General features: G+C 69.9%; 13 protein-coding genes. 8 read left to right on the top strand and 5 right to left on the bottom strand.

Annotated features, from left to right (window positions below):
* Positions 1–199: 199 nt before the first annotated feature.
* Positions 200–1,492, bottom strand: a complete 1,293-nt coding sequence (locus tag ABZX61_RS38825; protein ID WP_355201384.1) for a PQQ-binding-like beta-propeller repeat protein — start codon at positions 1,490–1,492, stop codon at positions 200–202.
* A gap of 495 nt (positions 1,493–1,987) precedes the next feature.
* Here ABZX61_RS38825 and ABZX61_RS38820 point away from each other — a divergent pair, with 495 nt between their 5' ends.
* On the top strand, positions 1,988–2,323 hold the full coding sequence (locus ABZX61_RS38820; RefSeq protein ID WP_355201383.1) for a hypothetical protein: 336 nt from the start codon (positions 1,988–1,990) through the stop codon (positions 2,321–2,323).
* A gap of 1,739 nt (positions 2,324–4,062) precedes the next feature.
* Here ABZX61_RS38820 and ABZX61_RS38815 read toward each other — a convergent pair.
* On the bottom strand, positions 4,063–4,332 hold the full coding sequence (locus tag ABZX61_RS38815) for a hypothetical protein (protein WP_355201381.1): 270 nt from the start codon (positions 4,330–4,332) through the stop codon (positions 4,063–4,065).
* A 320-nt stretch (positions 4,333–4,652) separates the two neighbouring features.
* Here ABZX61_RS38815 and ABZX61_RS38810 point away from each other — a divergent pair, with 320 nt between their 5' ends.
* Positions 4,653–5,021 (top strand): hypothetical protein, encoded by a 369-nt coding sequence (locus tag ABZX61_RS38810; protein WP_355201379.1) that lies wholly within the window; start codon positions 4,653–4,655, stop codon positions 5,019–5,021.
* 200 nt (positions 5,022–5,221) lie between these two features.
* Here the strand turns inward: ABZX61_RS38810 and ABZX61_RS38805 are convergent, their stop codons facing one another.
* On the bottom strand, positions 5,222–5,578 hold the full coding sequence (locus ABZX61_RS38805) for a metalloregulator ArsR/SmtB family transcription factor (RefSeq protein WP_355201377.1): 357 nt from the start codon (positions 5,576–5,578) through the stop codon (positions 5,222–5,224).
* Positions 5,575–6,489 carry a 2-dehydropantoate 2-reductase N-terminal domain-containing protein gene (locus ABZX61_RS38800; RefSeq protein ID WP_355201375.1) on the bottom strand — a complete coding sequence of 305 codons (915 nt, stop codon included), beginning with the start codon at positions 6,487–6,489 and terminating at the stop codon, positions 5,575–5,577. The genes ABZX61_RS38805 and ABZX61_RS38800 overlap by 4 nt, the downstream gene beginning before the upstream one ends.
* A gap of 132 nt (positions 6,490–6,621) precedes the next feature.
* On the opposite strand from ABZX61_RS38800, the gene ABZX61_RS38795 reads away from it, so the two are divergent.
* Positions 6,622–6,939, top strand: coding sequence for a hypothetical protein (locus ABZX61_RS38795; RefSeq protein ID WP_355201373.1), 318 nt, complete (start codon positions 6,622–6,624; stop codon positions 6,937–6,939).
* 518 nt (positions 6,940–7,457) lie between these two features.
* Here ABZX61_RS38795 and ABZX61_RS38790 read toward each other — a convergent pair.
* Positions 7,458–8,096 carry a GntR family transcriptional regulator gene (locus tag ABZX61_RS38790; protein ID WP_355201371.1) on the bottom strand — a complete coding sequence of 213 codons (639 nt, stop codon included), beginning with the start codon at positions 8,094–8,096 and terminating at the stop codon, positions 7,458–7,460.
* A 209-nt stretch (positions 8,097–8,305) separates the two neighbouring features.
* On the opposite strand from ABZX61_RS38790, the gene ABZX61_RS38785 reads away from it, so the two are divergent.
* The 5 genes from ABZX61_RS38785 to ABZX61_RS38765 are packed head-to-tail and all read left to right on the top strand — an operon-like array spanning position 8,306 to position 15,379.
* Positions 8,306–8,797: a hypothetical protein gene (locus ABZX61_RS38785; protein WP_355201369.1), complete on the top strand. Its 492-nt coding sequence runs from the start codon at positions 8,306–8,308 to the stop codon at positions 8,795–8,797.
* Complete coding sequence (locus tag ABZX61_RS38780) at positions 8,797–10,179, top strand: hypothetical protein (protein WP_355201367.1); 1,383 nt, start codon at positions 8,797–8,799, stop codon at positions 10,177–10,179. Before ABZX61_RS38785 ends, ABZX61_RS38780 begins: the two co-directional genes overlap by 1 nt.
* The gene (locus tag ABZX61_RS38775; RefSeq protein WP_355201366.1) at positions 10,176–11,486 is read left to right on the top strand and encodes a VWA domain-containing protein; all 1,311 of its coding nucleotides are present in this window, start codon (positions 10,176–10,178) and stop codon (positions 11,484–11,486) included. The genes ABZX61_RS38780 and ABZX61_RS38775 overlap by 4 nt, the downstream gene beginning before the upstream one ends.
* A gap of 12 nt (positions 11,487–11,498) precedes the next feature.
* Positions 11,499–12,614: an AAA family ATPase gene (locus tag ABZX61_RS38770; protein WP_350736798.1), complete on the top strand. Its 1,116-nt coding sequence runs from the start codon at positions 11,499–11,501 to the stop codon at positions 12,612–12,614.
* Positions 12,611–15,379, top strand: a complete 2,769-nt coding sequence (locus ABZX61_RS38765) for a DUF5682 family protein (protein WP_355201363.1) — start codon at positions 12,611–12,613, stop codon at positions 15,377–15,379. Before ABZX61_RS38770 ends, ABZX61_RS38765 begins: the two co-directional genes overlap by 4 nt.
* Positions 15,380–15,518: the final 139 nt, after the last annotated feature.

The following is a 15,518-nucleotide window of genomic DNA, read 5'->3' as shown; positions in this document are numbered from 1 at the left end:
CGAGTCGATCGATCAGATTGTCAACAGTTTCATCGGCAATCTGCCTCTAGCGCAACATGGGGTCTAGTCGAGCGTGGACTTCGACAATATTGTCAACGATATGGCCTCTCTTGTGCAGGTGGCAATGCTCGGCCCTCCGCTCCCGAACGTGTTCCCAGCCGCCAGGTAGGTCTTGGCTGGGATTGAGCCAAGTCTCAGCTCAGCCGATCACCGGGTAGCTGCTCGACCCGAGGCCGCCGCCGGGCCACGGGCCGATCGCCATGGAGCTGTTCACCACTGACGGTGCGACTCCCGGTTGGGTCTCCCGGTCCGTTCCGGTCCTGCCATCGAGGACGACGGGCCCGTTGGCGGTTCTTCCGTAGACGACCCCATGCCAGGCTCCGGTCACGAGGGGAACCAGGCGCCCGCCGCCCTTCGTGATCGACCACAGCCACGAGCCGGTCTGCGCGTCGAGCGCGGCGACCCAGTCACCGCCTGAGCAGACTGTGATGGCCTGCTCGTCGTACAGGCAATTCAACGGATGCGGGGCTGGTTTGCCGGACTTCTCCTCGGTGACGGTCACCGCCTTTCCCGTCGTGATCTCCACGACATCGACGTACTTCTTCCCGCCCGGGTCGGTGCGTCCTCGGACGACTGCCTTGGAGGGGCCGGCCGGGAATACCTCGACCGAGTAGGCATCGCGGGGCGACGCCCATCGCTGCCGGCCGGTCCGCGCGTCGATCCCGCGGACCTGGACCTTCGGCGTCTGCCCGGTTCCGGGCTGTTGGCCCGCGACCACCCCCGCCGTCACGGCTCGGGCCTCGAACCCGCGCCTGCTCCACCGCACCTTGCGGCTACTCAGGTCCAGCGCGTACGTGTCGCCGCGCCGAGCCGACAGCGACGGGTCCACGATCCGAACGACCCCCACCCCGTCGGCCACACCCGCGAACGAGACCTCGACGCCGCTCGAACGGCCCGTCCCGGTCCACCCCTCGACGGGGATCTCGGTACGCCAGTCGGTCTTCCCGTTCTCCGGGTCGATCGAGACGACCTCGACCAGCGGACGGCCCGGGGTAGTGCCCTGTCCCGGTGCCTCGCCGAGGAACGGCGCGAGCACGGTCGGCCGGCCTTGGACGGACGTGAGCGTCGGCAGCGCGATCACCGTGCCGATTTTCGGCTGCGGATAGGTCGGCTTGATCACCTCCCGCACCTTGTTGGTGCGGGTGTCGATCAGGCGGATCTCCTCCCCGGAGGACACGGTCGGCTTGCTGCCATGGATCGGGACGACCGCCGTGGTGCCGTGCAGCAGCACCTCATCCGCGTTCGTAGAGATTTCCAGCGGCGTGGCGGCGGCGGCGTTGAAGCGGGTGGGCGGGTCGATGGACTTGAGGTCGACCGGCGGCCTCGACGTGAAGCGGTTGCCGGGGTCCACCGGTTCGATCGGCGTGATCGGCGTGGACGCACACCCGCCGACCGCCGCCAGCACCAGCACGATTCCCGTGACAAATCGCATCGCATCCCCATCGTCGGCATTCACGTTCGCCAATGCAGCAAACTACTGGTTCGCGCGGGCCGGCCCGTTCGGCGTCCGCCCCGAATCGACGCCGGAGCCCGCCGCACCGGGGGACGACACCGAGCACCCGCCAGGTGAAGATGCTGCTGCACTCGAGCGAACTGCTGGTGTCCGCTGACCGGAAGCTCATCGCTCGGCACGAGCGACTGATCGCCAAGGACTCCTGTCAAAGGGCGCCCTGCGACGGATGGGATCATGCAGTCCGCAGCTGAGCCACCGAGGCCAGGGGCGGGCCCCTATCCGAAAAGCGCGATCTTCGGGACGCGGCCCGGATAGTCGCAGGCCATGTTCCTTGGTTCAATCGAAGGCGCACCCAGCAGCCCGATGAGCGGGATGGCCGTTCCTGGTTACGACTGATGACGTTCCCCGATGGGCCATGCGATCTGGGCGCGGAACGCGGTAAGTCCACGATCCCGAAGTACGAGTAAGGGAAATATGAAGCCTGTCAAAAAGGCAATGATCAGCACGATGATGCTTGGCACGGTCCTCTGTCTCACGTCCGTGCTGGGGGTCCCAGCTGCTCAGGCTGAAGTCTGGCGTTGCGAGCCATATGTCGATACCACCCGCAACGTGGGACAAACCACCTGCTACGAAGGCTACGGCAACTATCGCGTAGTGGTCGAATGCAACTCGGCCCACTGGCCGTACACAAGAAACATCGACGGCCCGGTGGTGTACAAAAGCACAGAACAGCAGTTCGGGCCGACCTCCTCGGTCTATGGGCAGCCAAATGGTTGCCATGTCGTTGACGCGTGGACCGTCGCCCTTTGACCTCAGCCCTCCGTGCGCCCGGCAGGCCGGAGGACGAGGGCGTGACGTAATGGCCGATCGAAAGCTCGTCTCGTCCGCGTAGCTGCCAAAAAGCCCGTGACAGGCTGGCGGCTTCGGCTGGAAAAAGCTGGTCCGCAGAGTCGCGAATCGGGCGTTCCGTCAGCGTGATCTGAGCGGCGACAAGGGAGCGCAGCTGCTCCGGACATAGGGCCAGGCGGTCGGCAAGGGGTCCTCCAGGCAGGACGAAGGGCGGGGACCGTACGGTTCCCGCCCTTCGTTTCCGGAGGTCAGGCCACGGCCGCTTCCGGTGTCCGCAGCGTCCCGGCCGGCTCGCGGTCGAGCGGCTGGGGCGGGGCGTTGAAGACGGTCTCGTCCAGGCGGCCCTCCGAGCGGGCCACCAGGACCGGGACGACGAGTCGGCTTCCAGGACCGGCGGAGCGGTGAGGCTCTGGCCGTTCCGGTGGCGAAGCCGGCGAGTCGGAGGTGCTCGCGGATGGTGCCGGCATGGGCGGGCTGGTCGGCCCGTCGGCCGGGGAATAGCCGGCGCGCGTCCGGGTTGGTCGCGGTGTTGAGGTGGGGCCGGTCGTCGGCCGGCTCTCGAAGCAGGCTGGCGAAGGGCTCGGGCACGGGAGTGGGCGGGTCTCCGAGCTTAAGGAGTAGCTCGTCCTGGTCCTGGACGAGGTCATCGACGGTGAGCCGGCCACGACGCTGCGTGCGCGGGCCTCGGCGGCCGGGACGGCCGGAGACGGAATCATCGGAGGCGGGATCACGGGAGGCATGGCTATAGGCGGGAACGGGACGACGGTGGCAACCCGGCCTCTTCCTCCGGCGATGCGGGCGGAACGTCCACAGCTGCGGTCGGTCGGCCGGCAGGCGACCCCGCCGACGCGCTCTCGGCGACTTCCGACTCGGTGACCTCCAAGAACAGCTGATACAGCTGCTCCACCGTGCCCAGATCCCCGTCCGGGTCGACACCGGTCCTGGCCGGCTCCTCCCGTAAGACCTCGAAGTCGAAGACTTCCTCGGCGAGCTGCGCACTTCGCTGAAGGAGCGCTGCCGGTCCGAGCGCGGATGATTCCCAAGGCGAACGGCAAGCTGCGTCGCCTGGGGTCGGCTGGCTGCGCCGCAAACACCGCCGGGTCACCTGGAAGGACCTACGCCACCGCTACTGCGATGGCCGATGGTGGCCTGTCGACGGCGAGGTGAAACTGTTCGATCCCAGTGGCACGCCGGGTTCGGGAGGCGGGCCAGATCAGGCTGCGTGGGCAGCGACCACCCGATCACGATAAGCATGTGGTGGTGCCGATGGAAGGCCGGATCAAGCGCCACGAAATGCTCGGAGGGGGTGATGAGCGAGTTCCGCCGAGCCGCATAGCTCGCGGTCGGCGAAACTCCAGATCAAACCACACGCGCGAGTTTCGAAGCCCTACAGGCTTGTGGCGACAGATCCACCGGGGGGCGAGCGCCTTGAACCCGGTCTCCCCAGGACTGCCGTCTTCTTCCCTGGCTGACCGGTCAGGGGTCATCCCGTCGCTTGGTCAAAGCCCTGTATCCGTGCGGCTCGGACAGCTTTGTTCCACGAGCCCGGCAATTCGCTGAGTTCACATCAGTGCCGAGCGCCAGGCCTGGCAGTGCCTCCGGTATCAGGTCATCGCGGAGGCACTGCCGAAGCTGACATTGATAAGCATCCGTCCGGATAATCGCTGGATATCCGTAGCGGGATCTGCTCGCTCGCTGGACTAGTTGGGACTTACCTGGATATAGAGATCCACCCAGCTGGTGCCAGGCCTGCAGTCATAGTCATACCATTCACCTCTCTGCAGCCCGAGATTTCCGCGCTGAGAGCAGGACCACCAAGGATTCGGCCCGTAGAAGGTGTCGTAGTAACGGAAGGGCGACATCGCGCTGGGAGAAGTAGCGTTTGCCGTCGCCGCGTAAGCGGGTGCGGTCGCGAGGAGGCCGGCCGCCAGGGCGGCGCTCACGCCCGCGAAGGCCAGGAACTTCTTCATGTAGATCTCCAAATTCGGTACGTGCTTTCGTGGATTCACAAAAGCGCTGCCATCAAGGATTGTCGCCGAGGCCTGAACCCGGCCGCGAGAACCTCGAGTGAACACGGGGGAAATATTGATTATGCATGCTTTAGGTATATCCCCATGGTGGGATGCGTGGGTATTTTAGTGCGCCCTCTCTCGAAAGCTATCCGACAACCGCAATAAGGTTTTCGTTTTCTGGATCGCAATAATGTTGAGTTGCCCTCAAGAGGTGGCGCTGGAGCGATCCGCGGGCCCGGCTGCTGGACGGCCAGGCGTGGGAACAGGCGCGGCCGCGCGTGCTGCTCTCACTGGAGCAGGAGCAGGAGCTGGAGCCCGCCGGACACCTGGCCGAGCTCGCGAGCGCGCTGGAGGGCGCTCACGCCCGGGTGCTGGACGGGCTGGGATCCAACACCGCGGTGCGGTTCGTCGGCGGCCGGCTGCGGCCGGAGAAGCCCGGCGCGCTGGCCGAACCGCCGCTGATGAAGGAGCTGCGTACCCTGGTCGACGGCATGCTGCTGCGGCTGGACTTCCCCGAGCTACTGCTGGAGGTCTTCGACCGCACCGGCCTGCCCGCCGACTTCACTCACCTCTCGGGCGCCGACGCCACGATGGAGGACTTCCCGACGAGCCTGGCACGGAGGCCTCCTTGCCCAGGAGGGACGTAGCGGCCGAGGCCGGCCAGGTGCTGGTGACGGGACCTGGCCCGCAACTCGGGCGCGGTGCGCCCGGCGGCGGCCAGGTAGGGTCAGCGCCGAGTGGCGCAGTTGGTGCAGCGTCCAGCCGTCGCGGGGTGTGCCGCCGCGGGTCGCCCGCACGGCGACCATGCCCGTACCCAGCCGGTCAACATGATGACCAGCGCATGTCGCTACTGGCTGCTCGGCTGTTCCTCCAGGTCGGAAGCACAAGAGATGATCAACGTCATGAGGTCGCGCATCGGGGTCAGGAGGTCCGGGTAGGCCTTGGCGTTGAGGTCGTACAGGCGCAGGGCGCCGTTGCGCCGTACCGTCAGCAGATCCGCATCGCGCAAGATCTTGAGATGGTGGGAGGTGGCGGGCTGGGACAGCTTCAGGTGCGCGGCGATGTCACCGACGCTGCGTGGGGCCGCGGACTCCAGGAGGAAGACGACGATCTCCTGCCTGCGCTCATCCCCCAGGGCGGTGAACAGCGGCCGGGTCCGCGCGAACAGCGCGAGGACGTCCTGGGCCTCGATCGAGCCGCTCATGCGGGCAATGAGTCGCGCAGAGCGGACAGATGGCCGACCGGCAGCGTCCTGGCGGCGCCTTCGGCGATCCAGCCGTCCAGCATCAGCCGCGTCTGCGCGCTCACCTTCGTGAAATGCGTCTCCAGGTAGCTGCGCAGGTTGAAGGGGAGCAGCCAGGGCAGCACGCGCAACGCCAAGCCCACGGCCCAGGACGGGACGGAGACGGGAGCGCGCAGCCCGTGCTGAGCGGAGACCACGGCGACGGCCTCCCGGACGGACGCGGTAGCGCCCCGCAGCCGTGTGCTCGACGCGGGCAGCCTCCAGCCGGAGGCCTCCAACTCGGCGATGTAGGGGATCATGCGGGCGGCGGCGAGCTCCCCCGCACCGGCCCGCGTCACCCGCTTGGCCCGCACGCCACCGGCCTGAAGCGCGGCGACGACCTGCGGGGCGCGCGCTCCGGTGACGCCCACCGCCGAACCGGGTGGCACCCAGTACGCCACCCCCGGCGCGGGGACCTCTCGCTCCAGCGGCGCCTGGTAGGCGAGCAGCGTCGGGGCCACCTGGACGATCTGCTCCTGTGGCCAGACCCGGGCGAGGGTGCTCAGATCGCCCGGGTCCTGGCCGATGGTGACCACCGTCGCCGCTCCGGCCGCCGCGCGCAGCGCACGCGTCCACTCGCCCCGCAACGCGGGCGAATCCACGCAGAGCCACACCATGTCCCACTGTTCGCGGCGCGGCTCACTGATCACCTCGTACGGCACAATCCGCTCGCTCACCGGCGCTCGCCCCCGCCTGAGCCGGTACAGCGAAGCCCCTTCCCAGCTCTCCCGGCCCGGCCTCACCAGATAGCTGACCCGGGCCCCGGCCGCGGCCAGCCACGACCCGAAGACCTGCCCCAGTGCCCCGGCCCCGACAATCAGCACCTTTGACATCGCTGCTCCATATATCTAAATATTTGGATATGTAGAACATTATCATTGCAGCAGTCCCCAGCTTCCGCAGCGACCAGCGTGCCGCCGTCACGCTGACCAGTTCCCTGGCAATGTTCATGGTCGGGAGGCTCGGTGTTACCTGTCAGACTCGCGGTGCCCTTGCCGGCCGCGGCGTCAGCCCTCGTCTCGCTCCCCGCCAACGCGTCCACCGCTGACCATCCAGCCGGCAACGGCGCCCGTAACCGCCACCCGTCGGCGCAGGCCGTACGGCAGAGCACGCCACAGCCGGTCGCGGCGCCGCCGGACGGCAAGCGACCGCTGGTGCCGGCGAAGGGCTTCGTCCCCGCGGCGGCGGGATACGGTGTCAAGAACAGCTACATCGTCGCTCTCAAGCAGGCACCCACCCCTGCAGACAGCACCACGACAGGAACTCGCCGTCCGTCCCCATGATCTTGTTCGCGGTGTCTTCGCTGCGGTAGCGGGCCGTCGCTCCCGGCCTGCGTGAGCGCGGCCGCATCGGCTCGTCCACCAGCTACCGCATCATCGCCATCAGCTGCGGCAGGCTCGGGCTCGACCAGTCCACGCCGTGCCCCGTGCAGTACGACAAGTACAGGGCGATCCGGCCCGCGTACGTCCTCGCGCCGCGGGTGCCGCTCCGCGTCTACGACCCCGCCCACCCGCCGTCGCCGTCCGGCGGGCCGCCGCTGGTCGCGTGCAACGCCGAGGCCGTACGCGGGGCCGACGTCGTCATCGCCGTGACCACCGGCGCCGACAGCCTGACCGCCTGCGAGGAGTCGCGCCCCAACCTCAGCCCGGCGCGCTCTACGCCGACCCGTCCACGAGCGCGCCCGGCGACAAGCTCCGCATCGCCGAGCTGGTGGCGTCGGCGGGCGCGCCGGCCGTGGACGGCGCGCCGCCGGGGTGATGGTGGCCCCTCGGTTGGTGGTCTCCGGGGTGGTGGTGGCTCGTCAGTCGGTGGCGTCCAGGGCCTTGGCGACGCTGCGCAGGTGCTGCTGCATGGCCGTCTGCGCCGCCTCGGGGTCGCGGGCGACGATGGCGGCCACGATCAGCTCGTGCTGCGGCAACGACAGCGCCGCCCGCCCCGGCTGCCGGGCCAGGCGGAACTTGTGCCGAATCACCTGCGCCCCCAGCCGTTCGATGATCGACGCCGAGGTCTGGTGGGCGGCGATCTCGCGGACCTTGGCGTGCAGCGTCGCGTTGAGCTCGGAGTATCGGTCGAGGTCGTTGCGCTCCACGGCGGCGCGCATCTCGGCGACGATCTCCCGCAGCCGCCCGGCCTGCTCGGGGGTGACGCGCTCGGCGGCCTTGGCGGCGGACAGGCCCTCCAGCACCATCCGCACCTCCGTGATCTCGATGGCCTCCGCCTTGGAGATCGCCCGGACGCGGGCGCCCTTGTTGCGTAGGATCTCGACCAGCCCCTCCGAGGCCAGCTCTCTGAACGTCTCGCGCACGGCCGCGCGGGTGGCCCCGAACTGCTCGCACACGTCGGCCTCGACCAGCCGCTGGTTGGGCACGAAGTCCCCGCCGAGCACGGCCGCTCTGAGCCGGTCGGTCAGCGTCTCCTCCAGCGGGGACTCAGGGGTCACGGAATCCTCCCGTAGTTGAGCTTCGTTGACAATATTATCGACAATTATCCCAGGAGGCCTGAACCCGCGCGGGCCTTGGGCTTTGATCGTTTAGACCCGATCTGTCGGTGAGCTCCGGTAAGTTCCCGGATCATTGATCAGCCGGTCGCGAAGGCGCGGGCATTCCCGCCTGCGCCCGTGAGCCGGCCGGGGCGGGAGGGTTCGAGGCCGTGGACGCGGACAGAGCCGCGTGGGAGCAGCACAGCGTGGTACGGGTGGTGCCGCCTGTCGAGCCGAGGAAACTGGCGAAGGTTCCCTTCGTCGAGCTGGCCGACGGGCGGTTGCAGGGGGTCGTGTCGAGCGGATCCGACATCGAACGGGTCTACGTCTCGTCCATCACCGCCGGCACCCACGCTTTGAGCTGCAGCACCAACAACAACCGGCCGTGCGGCGCGCTGCACGGCTACGCCTGCAAGCACATCCACCAGCTGGCCGACGAGGCGGTCCTGCAGTACGGGCTGGACCGGGTGGCCCGTTACCTGGGGGTGGAGGTGCCGGAGGGCCAGTACCTGATGTCCTCCATCAACGGGCCGGTCGAGCGCACCCCGGCCGCCGTGGTGTTCAGCAGGTTCCTGCGCCACCTGGCCTACCTGGAGGTGCCCGACAGCACGGAGCCGCTGGCCGAGCTGCACTGGTTCCCCGCGACGAAGGCGGTGCGGTGATGCTCGACGTACAGCTCGGAGAGCTGCAGGGCGACGCCCCGGCCGGGGCCGGCGAGGCGCTCGACCTGGTGGCGGGGTTCGACGACGCGCTCACCCACGGGTTCGCCCGGCTCGGCGAGGAGGCGTCCGGAGCGCTGGCCGCCCTGGCGGGCGCGCTGGCCGGCAGTCCGCTCGGCGACCGGCTGGCCGAGGCGGCGGAGAAGGTGAGCGCCGGGTCGGTCGGCGACGAGCACCTGGCGGCGCTGGCCGGCGGGCGGGCCGCGCTGCTCGGCGCGGTGCACGACGCGCTGCTCGCCCGGTTCGACACGGCGCTGGGCCGCACCCGCGCGGCCTGGGAGCCCGCCGGAGACGCGGGCGACCCGGCGGGCGTGCTGGCCGCGTGCCGGGGCTGGCTGCGCGAGCTGGCGATCACCGGCTGGCGCGGCGTCGACCACGACGTGGTCTCCTCCGCCGATCCGGCCATCGAGGCGCTGCTGGCCATGCCCGGGCTGCGCGGGCTGGCGGTGCTGCTCGACGGCCTGGCGGCGGAGCTGCGGGCGTCGTGCCCGGTGGGCACGATGGACCGGCTGCCCGTGCGCAGGTGGGCCGACCTGTGGACGCGCGCCCTGCTGCTGTCCCAGAAGGGCACGTGGCACGGCGCGGCCGAGCCGGTCTCGGGGCGGCTGCTGATCCTCGGCGCCGACGTGCACGAGCACGCCACCGTGGTGCGGGTGCAGGTCCACGGCATCCTCGAGCCCGCGGGCGGCGCCCCCTCCCGGCTGGTACGCACGAGCGTGGCGGCCGCGAAGGTGGACACGATCTCCGGCCCGTCCGTGTGGCGGCTGATGGGCGACCACCCCGTGCTCATGGGCGCGCTGGCCGGGCACCTCAGCCTGGAGCTCACCGACATGCCGCTGCTGCCGGGCGGCGACCTGGTGTGGCACGACGGCAAGGCGAGCGCCGGCGCGGCGGCCGACCCGTTCGCGACCGCGCGGGTCCAGCTCGCCGAGGCCGTGGCCCCGGCGACCCCGCCGCTCGACCGCCATCCCGTACGCATCGCGGAGCCCGTCTTCCTGGAGGGCTACACGATCCGCGACGAGACGCTCGACCTGGGCGGCAGCTCGCTCCCGGTGGCCCTCGACCGGCTGCCGGCCTGCGGGCCGCTCACGCCCGAGCTGGTGTCGGCCTCCTCCGCCTGCATCGGCCTGATGCGCTGGGACGGCGGGCAGTGGCTCCTGCAGCCGCTCGCCGTGCAGGCCACGGTCAAGAAGAAGGCCGTCACCGCGCACAACGGCGACTGGGCCATGGGCCCCACCGACCCCAAGGTGGTCAAGGCCGAGGCCAAGGCCGGCGACGTGGTCGCCGTGCTGCGCGAGCGAGCGGGGCGGTTGCTGAGGAAATGACCGATTCCCCCACCACATCGGACGAGGCCCGGCGCCAGGTGCTCTACTGGCGCCTGCTGTCCCGGCTGTTCAGCCCCGACGAGCAGCCCACCCTGGAGCGGGCGAGCGTGGCCATCGTCGACGACCTCGGCCTCCCGCCCGCGCTCCTTGACCCCGGCGTCTCGGTCGACAACCTCGTACAGCGCTTCCCCGACCTGGCCGCCGAGTTCGAGGGCCTGATGGCGGAGCGGGACCACGAAGAGGGCGACGAGGTCCGCCGCGCGGCCCTGGTCTCCAAGCTGCTGCTCAACGTGTTCGCCACCGGCTCGGGCAACGTCTCGGCGGCTCAGCTGGAGGCGTGGAAGAAGGACACGGCCTGGTTCGAGCGCGGCATGGGCTGCGAGGCGGGCGGGCTCCGCCACAGCCCGGGCAACGAAGAGCTGGCCGCGTTGCTCGCCGGGTTGGAGGGCGACCTGGTCAAGCGCATGCACCTGCGCGAGGTGCTGGCCGACCCGGTGCTGTCCAAACAGCTCACGCCCAGCATGTCGCTCATCGAGCAGCTGCTGCGCGACAAGTCCAACCTGTCGGGCGTCTCGCTGGCCAACGCCAAGGCGCTGATCCGCCGGTACGTGGACGAGGTCGCCGAGGTGCTGCGCACCCAGGTGGAGCAGACCAGCGCAGGCGTCATCGACCGTTCGGTGCCGCCGAAGCGGGTCTTCCGCAACCTCGACGTCGAGCGCACCATCTGGAAGAACCTCACGAACTGGAACCCGGAGGACGAGCGGCTCTACGTCGACCGGCTCTTCTACAAGCAGACCGCCCGCCGCACCACGCCGGCCCGCCTGATCGTGGTCGTCGACCAGTCGGGCTCGATGGTGGACTCGATGGTCAACTGCACCATCCTGGCCTCGATCTTCGCCGGGCTGCCCAAGGTCGACGTGCACCTCATCGCGTACGACACCCGGGCCCTCGACCTGACTCCGTGGGTGCACGACCCGTTCGAGGTGCTGCTGCGCACCAAGCTCGGCGGCGGCAACGACGGCCCGGTCGCGATGGCCATGGCCCGTCCGAAGATCGCCGATCCGCGCAACACCGTGATGGTGTGGATCTCCGACTTCTACGAGTTCGACCGTTCGCAGCCGCTCTACGACGGCATCGAGGCGGTCTACCGCTCGGGGGTGAAGTTCATCCCCGTCGGTTCGGTCAACAGCTCGGGCCAGCAGAGCGTGGACCCGTGGTTCCGCAAGAAATTCAAGGACCTGGGCACTCCGGTGATCTCAGGCCATATCCGGAAGCTCGTCCTCGAGCTCAAGAACTTCCTCGCTTAGGAGACCTCACCCATGAGTGACGACATGCTGCGCGCCCCCGCAGAGGTGAAGTACGCGGAGGAGCTCGACTGGCTGGAGTCGATCGACGACGGCCCCAAGCCGTTCTCGTGGCGGCTGAGCCCCCGCATGATCAGGCTGTTCATCCTCGGCTCCGAGCGCTCCGACGGGCTCGACCGGGAGATCTCCCAGAAGTGGTTCGGCGACCGCAGCTTCGTCGAGCGCAGCATCGTGACCCTGGCCTCCGACCGGGGCCTGCTGCTGATCGGCGACCCGGGCACCGGCAAGAGCTGGCTGGCGGAGCTGCTGTCCGCGGCCATCTGCCGCAACTCCACCCTCGTGGTCCAGGGTACGGCGGGCACGACGGAAGACCACATCAAATACTCCTGGAACGTCTCCATGGTCATCGCCAAGGGCCAGTCCCGCGACTCGATGATCCCCTCGCCGATCATGACGGCGATGGAGACGGGCGTGATCGGCCGCTTCGAGGAGCTGACCCGCTCGACCAGCGACGTGCAGGACGCGCTGATCTCGATCCTGTCGGAGAAGTACGTCTCCATCCCCGAGCTCGACGACGACAACATCGTCTTCGCCCAGCCCGGCTTCTCCATCATCGCCACCGCCAACAGCCGCGACCGGGGCGTCAACGACCTGTCCTCGGCCCTCAAGCGCCGCTTCAACTTCGTCCGCATCCCCGTCGTGACGAACAAGAAGAGCGAGGCGGAGATCGTCCGCTTCCGCACCGAGGAGCTGCTGCGCCGGCACAAGATCGAGCTCGACCTGCCGCCGACGCTGCTGGACATCCTCCTGCAGAGCTTCGCCGACCTGCGCTCGGCCGCCGCGTCGGCCACCAGCGACGACGAGAAGCTGGAGTCGGCGCTGTCCACGGCCGAGCAGATCGGCGTGCTGGAGGACGCCATCCTGCACAGCAACTTCTTCGGCGACCGTGTGCTGCGCGCGCAGACCCTCGCCGGCTCGCTGGTCAGCTCGCTGGCCCGGCGCAGCCCCGAGGACCTCGCGATCCTCAACAAGTACTGGCACGGCGTCGTCGAGCCCCGCAGCAAGAAGGACGGCGGGGAGTGGCCGGAGTTCCTCGAGGGCGGCCGCGAGGCCATCGCCACCCTCTCATGACCGGCCAGACGAGCCCGTTCGGCGCGCTCCGCGAGCAGCTCCTCGACGCCGCCGGTGCGTTCGCCGGCAGTCCCGTGGCCGTGTCGGACATCCTGTCCGGCCTGGTGGACGACGTGGACCGGGCGCTGCGCGAGGAGCTGGAGATCTTCCCGGTCTGCCACCACTCGCCGGCCTCGGCGCTGGCGATGGTGCGCAGGCTGCGGGAGAAGCAGCCGAAGGTCATCTACCTGGAGCTCTGCGAGGACCTGCGGCCGCTGCTGACCGAGCTGCGCAACTGCCGGCTGCCGGTGGCGGTGCAGGCGTTCGCGACCGACATCGACGGCTTCCCGCCGTCGTGGGCGCCGCTCAGCGTGGTGGCGCCCATCACGGAGGCGTCCGCCGAGTACCAGGCCATCTCGTACGCGCTGGAGACCCCGGGCGTCGAGCTGGTGCTGGTCGACCGCTCGACGGACCACGTCTTCCAGTGGGCGCCGAACGAGGAGCCCGGCAAGAAGGAGCACGCCGAAGAGGCCGGCCTGCACGGCGACGCGGTGGGCGTCGAGCTCGGCGACCTGCGCCCGCGCTTCGCCGAGCTGGAGGAGCACCTGCTGCACCACGGCAAGGTGCGCCACTGGTCCGAGTGGTGGGACCAGTACGTCGAGCAGCCGCTGTCGGGTGCCGACTACGACACCTACCGCCAGGTCATGGTGCTGATCGGCAGCCTGTTCCGCCGCCTCGACCGCGATGGCGGCCGGCGGACCGTGGACGAGGACCGCGAGCGCTACATGTGGACCAGGATGCGCGAGCACCTGGCCACCTCGGGCGCCGACCCGGCCGACTGCCTGTACGTGTGCGGCGCCTTCCACGCAGCCAGCCACGTCGAGCAGTTCGGGCTGAAGTCCACGGCGACGTTCGAGATCACCCCGCGAACCGGCACGAAATGGGTGTACGGCCTCATCCCGTCCAGCCACTCGGCCATCGAGGCGCAGTTCGGGCTGGCCTCCGGCTCGGTGTCGATCGCGGCGGCGACCTGGGACAAGGCGCTGACCCGCGGCAAGCTGACCCCGTTCCAGCTGGCCGGGCAGAGGGGCGCGCGCAAACGGGTGGCCAAGCTGCCCGCGCCCGTCCCCCAGGGCGAGGTGGCCGACCAGCTGACCGGGTTCCTGTCGAAGCCGCCCGCGCTCGATGAGCTGGACGAGGCCGAGTTGCTCGGCTGGAGCGTGGAGATCGTCCGGCTGGCCCGCCGCAACGGCTACCTGGCCAGCACCGCCGACGCCATCGCCGTGTTCGAGACCTCGATCCTGCTCGCCGGCATGCGCAACCGGGCCAGGCCCACCCCGTACGACTTCCAGGACGCGGCCGTCACCTGCATCGAGAAGGACGTCGTGCCGGGCCGCCGCGACGTGCGGCGGCTGTGCGAGATCATGCTCGGGGGCGACCGCGTCGGCGAGGTCGGCTACGACGCCCTGCCGCCGCTGGCCCGCGACGTGTACGACCGGCTCGCGCCGCTCAAGCTCGACCTGGAGAAGCGCACGATCCAGCGGGCGCTGCTCGACCTCAACGCCAACCCCGAGCTGGTGCCCTGCTCCGACCTGCTGTGGATGCTGCGGTACTTGCTGCCGTCGGAGGCCGTCCGCCCCATCATGGGTGAGCGCGGGCTGGGGGAGCGCTCGATCCAGGAGAGCTGGGACCTGGCGTTCGGCAAGCACCAGCGCTCGATCATCGAGCTGGGCTACGAGGGCGTCACCATCGAGCAGGTGATGGAGCAGCGGCTGCGCCGTTCGGTGTGGGACCCCAAGGCTACGGCGGCCGTCGCGCTGGCGGCCGTCGAGGACGCGGTGCTCTTCCTCGGCAGCCGCCGCTTCGCCGACGAGCTGGGGCAGCGGGCCGTGGAGCTGCTGGCGTCCGAGCGCAGCGTGGACGACGCGCCCGAGGTGCTGCGCAGGATCCGGCGGCTGATGTCCTACTACCGCGCCCACGAGCCGGAGCTGCCGGCCTGGTGCGAGGAGTTCGCGACCTCCGGCTACGCGCATTACTGCACCCTCCTGCCGACGGCCTTCGTGTCCGACGACACGGGGGCGCGGCAGGTGGCGGCCATGCTGGGGTTCCTGTTCTCCATGGAGAGCCTCGCGCTCTCGCTGGGCTGCGACCGGGCCCAGCTGGAGCTGGCCGTGCAGCAGTCGCACCCGGAGGCGCCGGACAAGGTGGCGCTGCTGTGGGCGGCGCGGACGCAGCTCGGGCTGCTGCCGCTGGCCGAGCTGCGGGCGCGGTGCGACGAACTGCTGGCCAACCCGCTGGTCGTCCCGTCGTTCCCGCTCTACATCCTGGGGTTCGTGCAGGCGATGGAGCCCGTCCCGACCCTGTCGGGCTTCGTGGTGGAGGTGATCTCGAAGGCGTTCGGGCAGCTGCCCGACCGGGTGCTGCTGCCGTGGCTGCCGAAACTGATCACGACGCTGCGGGACCAGGCGGGCGAGCTGATGCCGGTGCTCGTCCGCGAGGCCGGGCGCACGTTCCCCGGCACGCTGGCCGCCGTGGACGGCTGGGTGCCGCCGTGGACGGCGCGTCCCGCCGCCGTGGCGGGCGCAGTGCCGGTCGGGTCAGGGCCGGTCGCGTCGGGGCCGGTGGCCGAGCTGCTCCTGGGACATCCGGCCGCGTGTGACGCGGTGGCGGGACTGCTCGGCTGCGAGGGCTCATGGCAGGCCCCGGCGCCGGGCCGCGGGGAGGTCGCCGCGCTCCTGGCCGGCCACCCGGAGCCCGCTCTGGCGCTGGCGGGCCTGCTCGCCTGACGCCGCGGGCGGCCCCGTCCGGTACGGGGCCGCCCGCGCTCTCCGGGAGATGAATCACCGGGAAACAGCGCATGACGTTTCTCTGACCAGGGCAAATATGTCCATTTATGTCGCCCTCCGGGGTCATCCACGAGGGCCT

Source organism: Nonomuraea sp. NPDC003709 (genome assembly GCF_040610775.1).
GTDB lineage: Bacteria > Actinomycetota > Actinomycetes > Streptosporangiales > Streptosporangiaceae > Nonomuraea > Nonomuraea angiospora_A.
Note: the sequence above shows the minus strand (reverse complement) of the source record. Positions and strands in the feature narration are given on the sequence as shown.

What these genes read in the sequence shown, in the direction of transcription:
- ABZX61_RS38825 (WP_355201384.1), bottom strand. Translation starts at nt 1,492, where the DNA reads ATGCGATTTGTCACGGGAATCGTGCTGGTGCTGGCGGCGGTCGGCGGG.
- ABZX61_RS38820 (WP_355201383.1), top strand. Translation starts at nt 1,988, where the DNA reads ATGAAGCCTGTCAAAAAGGCAATGATCAGCACGATGATGCTTGGCACG.
- ABZX61_RS38815 (WP_355201381.1), bottom strand. Translation starts at nt 4,332, where the DNA reads ATGAAGAAGTTCCTGGCCTTCGCGGGCGTGAGCGCCGCCCTGGCGGCC.
- ABZX61_RS38805 (WP_355201377.1), bottom strand. Translation starts at nt 5,578, where the DNA reads ATGAGCGGCTCGATCGAGGCCCAGGACGTCCTCGCGCTGTTCGCGCGG.
- ABZX61_RS38800 (WP_355201375.1), bottom strand. Translation starts at nt 6,489, where the DNA reads ATGTCAAAGGTGCTGATTGTCGGGGCCGGGGCACTGGGGCAGGTCTTC.
- ABZX61_RS38780 (WP_355201367.1), top strand. Translation starts at nt 8,797, where the DNA reads ATGCTCGACGTACAGCTCGGAGAGCTGCAGGGCGACGCCCCGGCCGGG.
- ABZX61_RS38775 (WP_355201366.1), top strand. Translation starts at nt 10,176, where the DNA reads ATGACCGATTCCCCCACCACATCGGACGAGGCCCGGCGCCAGGTGCTC.
- ABZX61_RS38770 (WP_350736798.1), top strand. Translation starts at nt 11,499, where the DNA reads ATGAGTGACGACATGCTGCGCGCCCCCGCAGAGGTGAAGTACGCGGAG.
- ABZX61_RS38765 (WP_355201363.1), top strand. Translation starts at nt 12,611, where the DNA reads ATGACCGGCCAGACGAGCCCGTTCGGCGCGCTCCGCGAGCAGCTCCTC.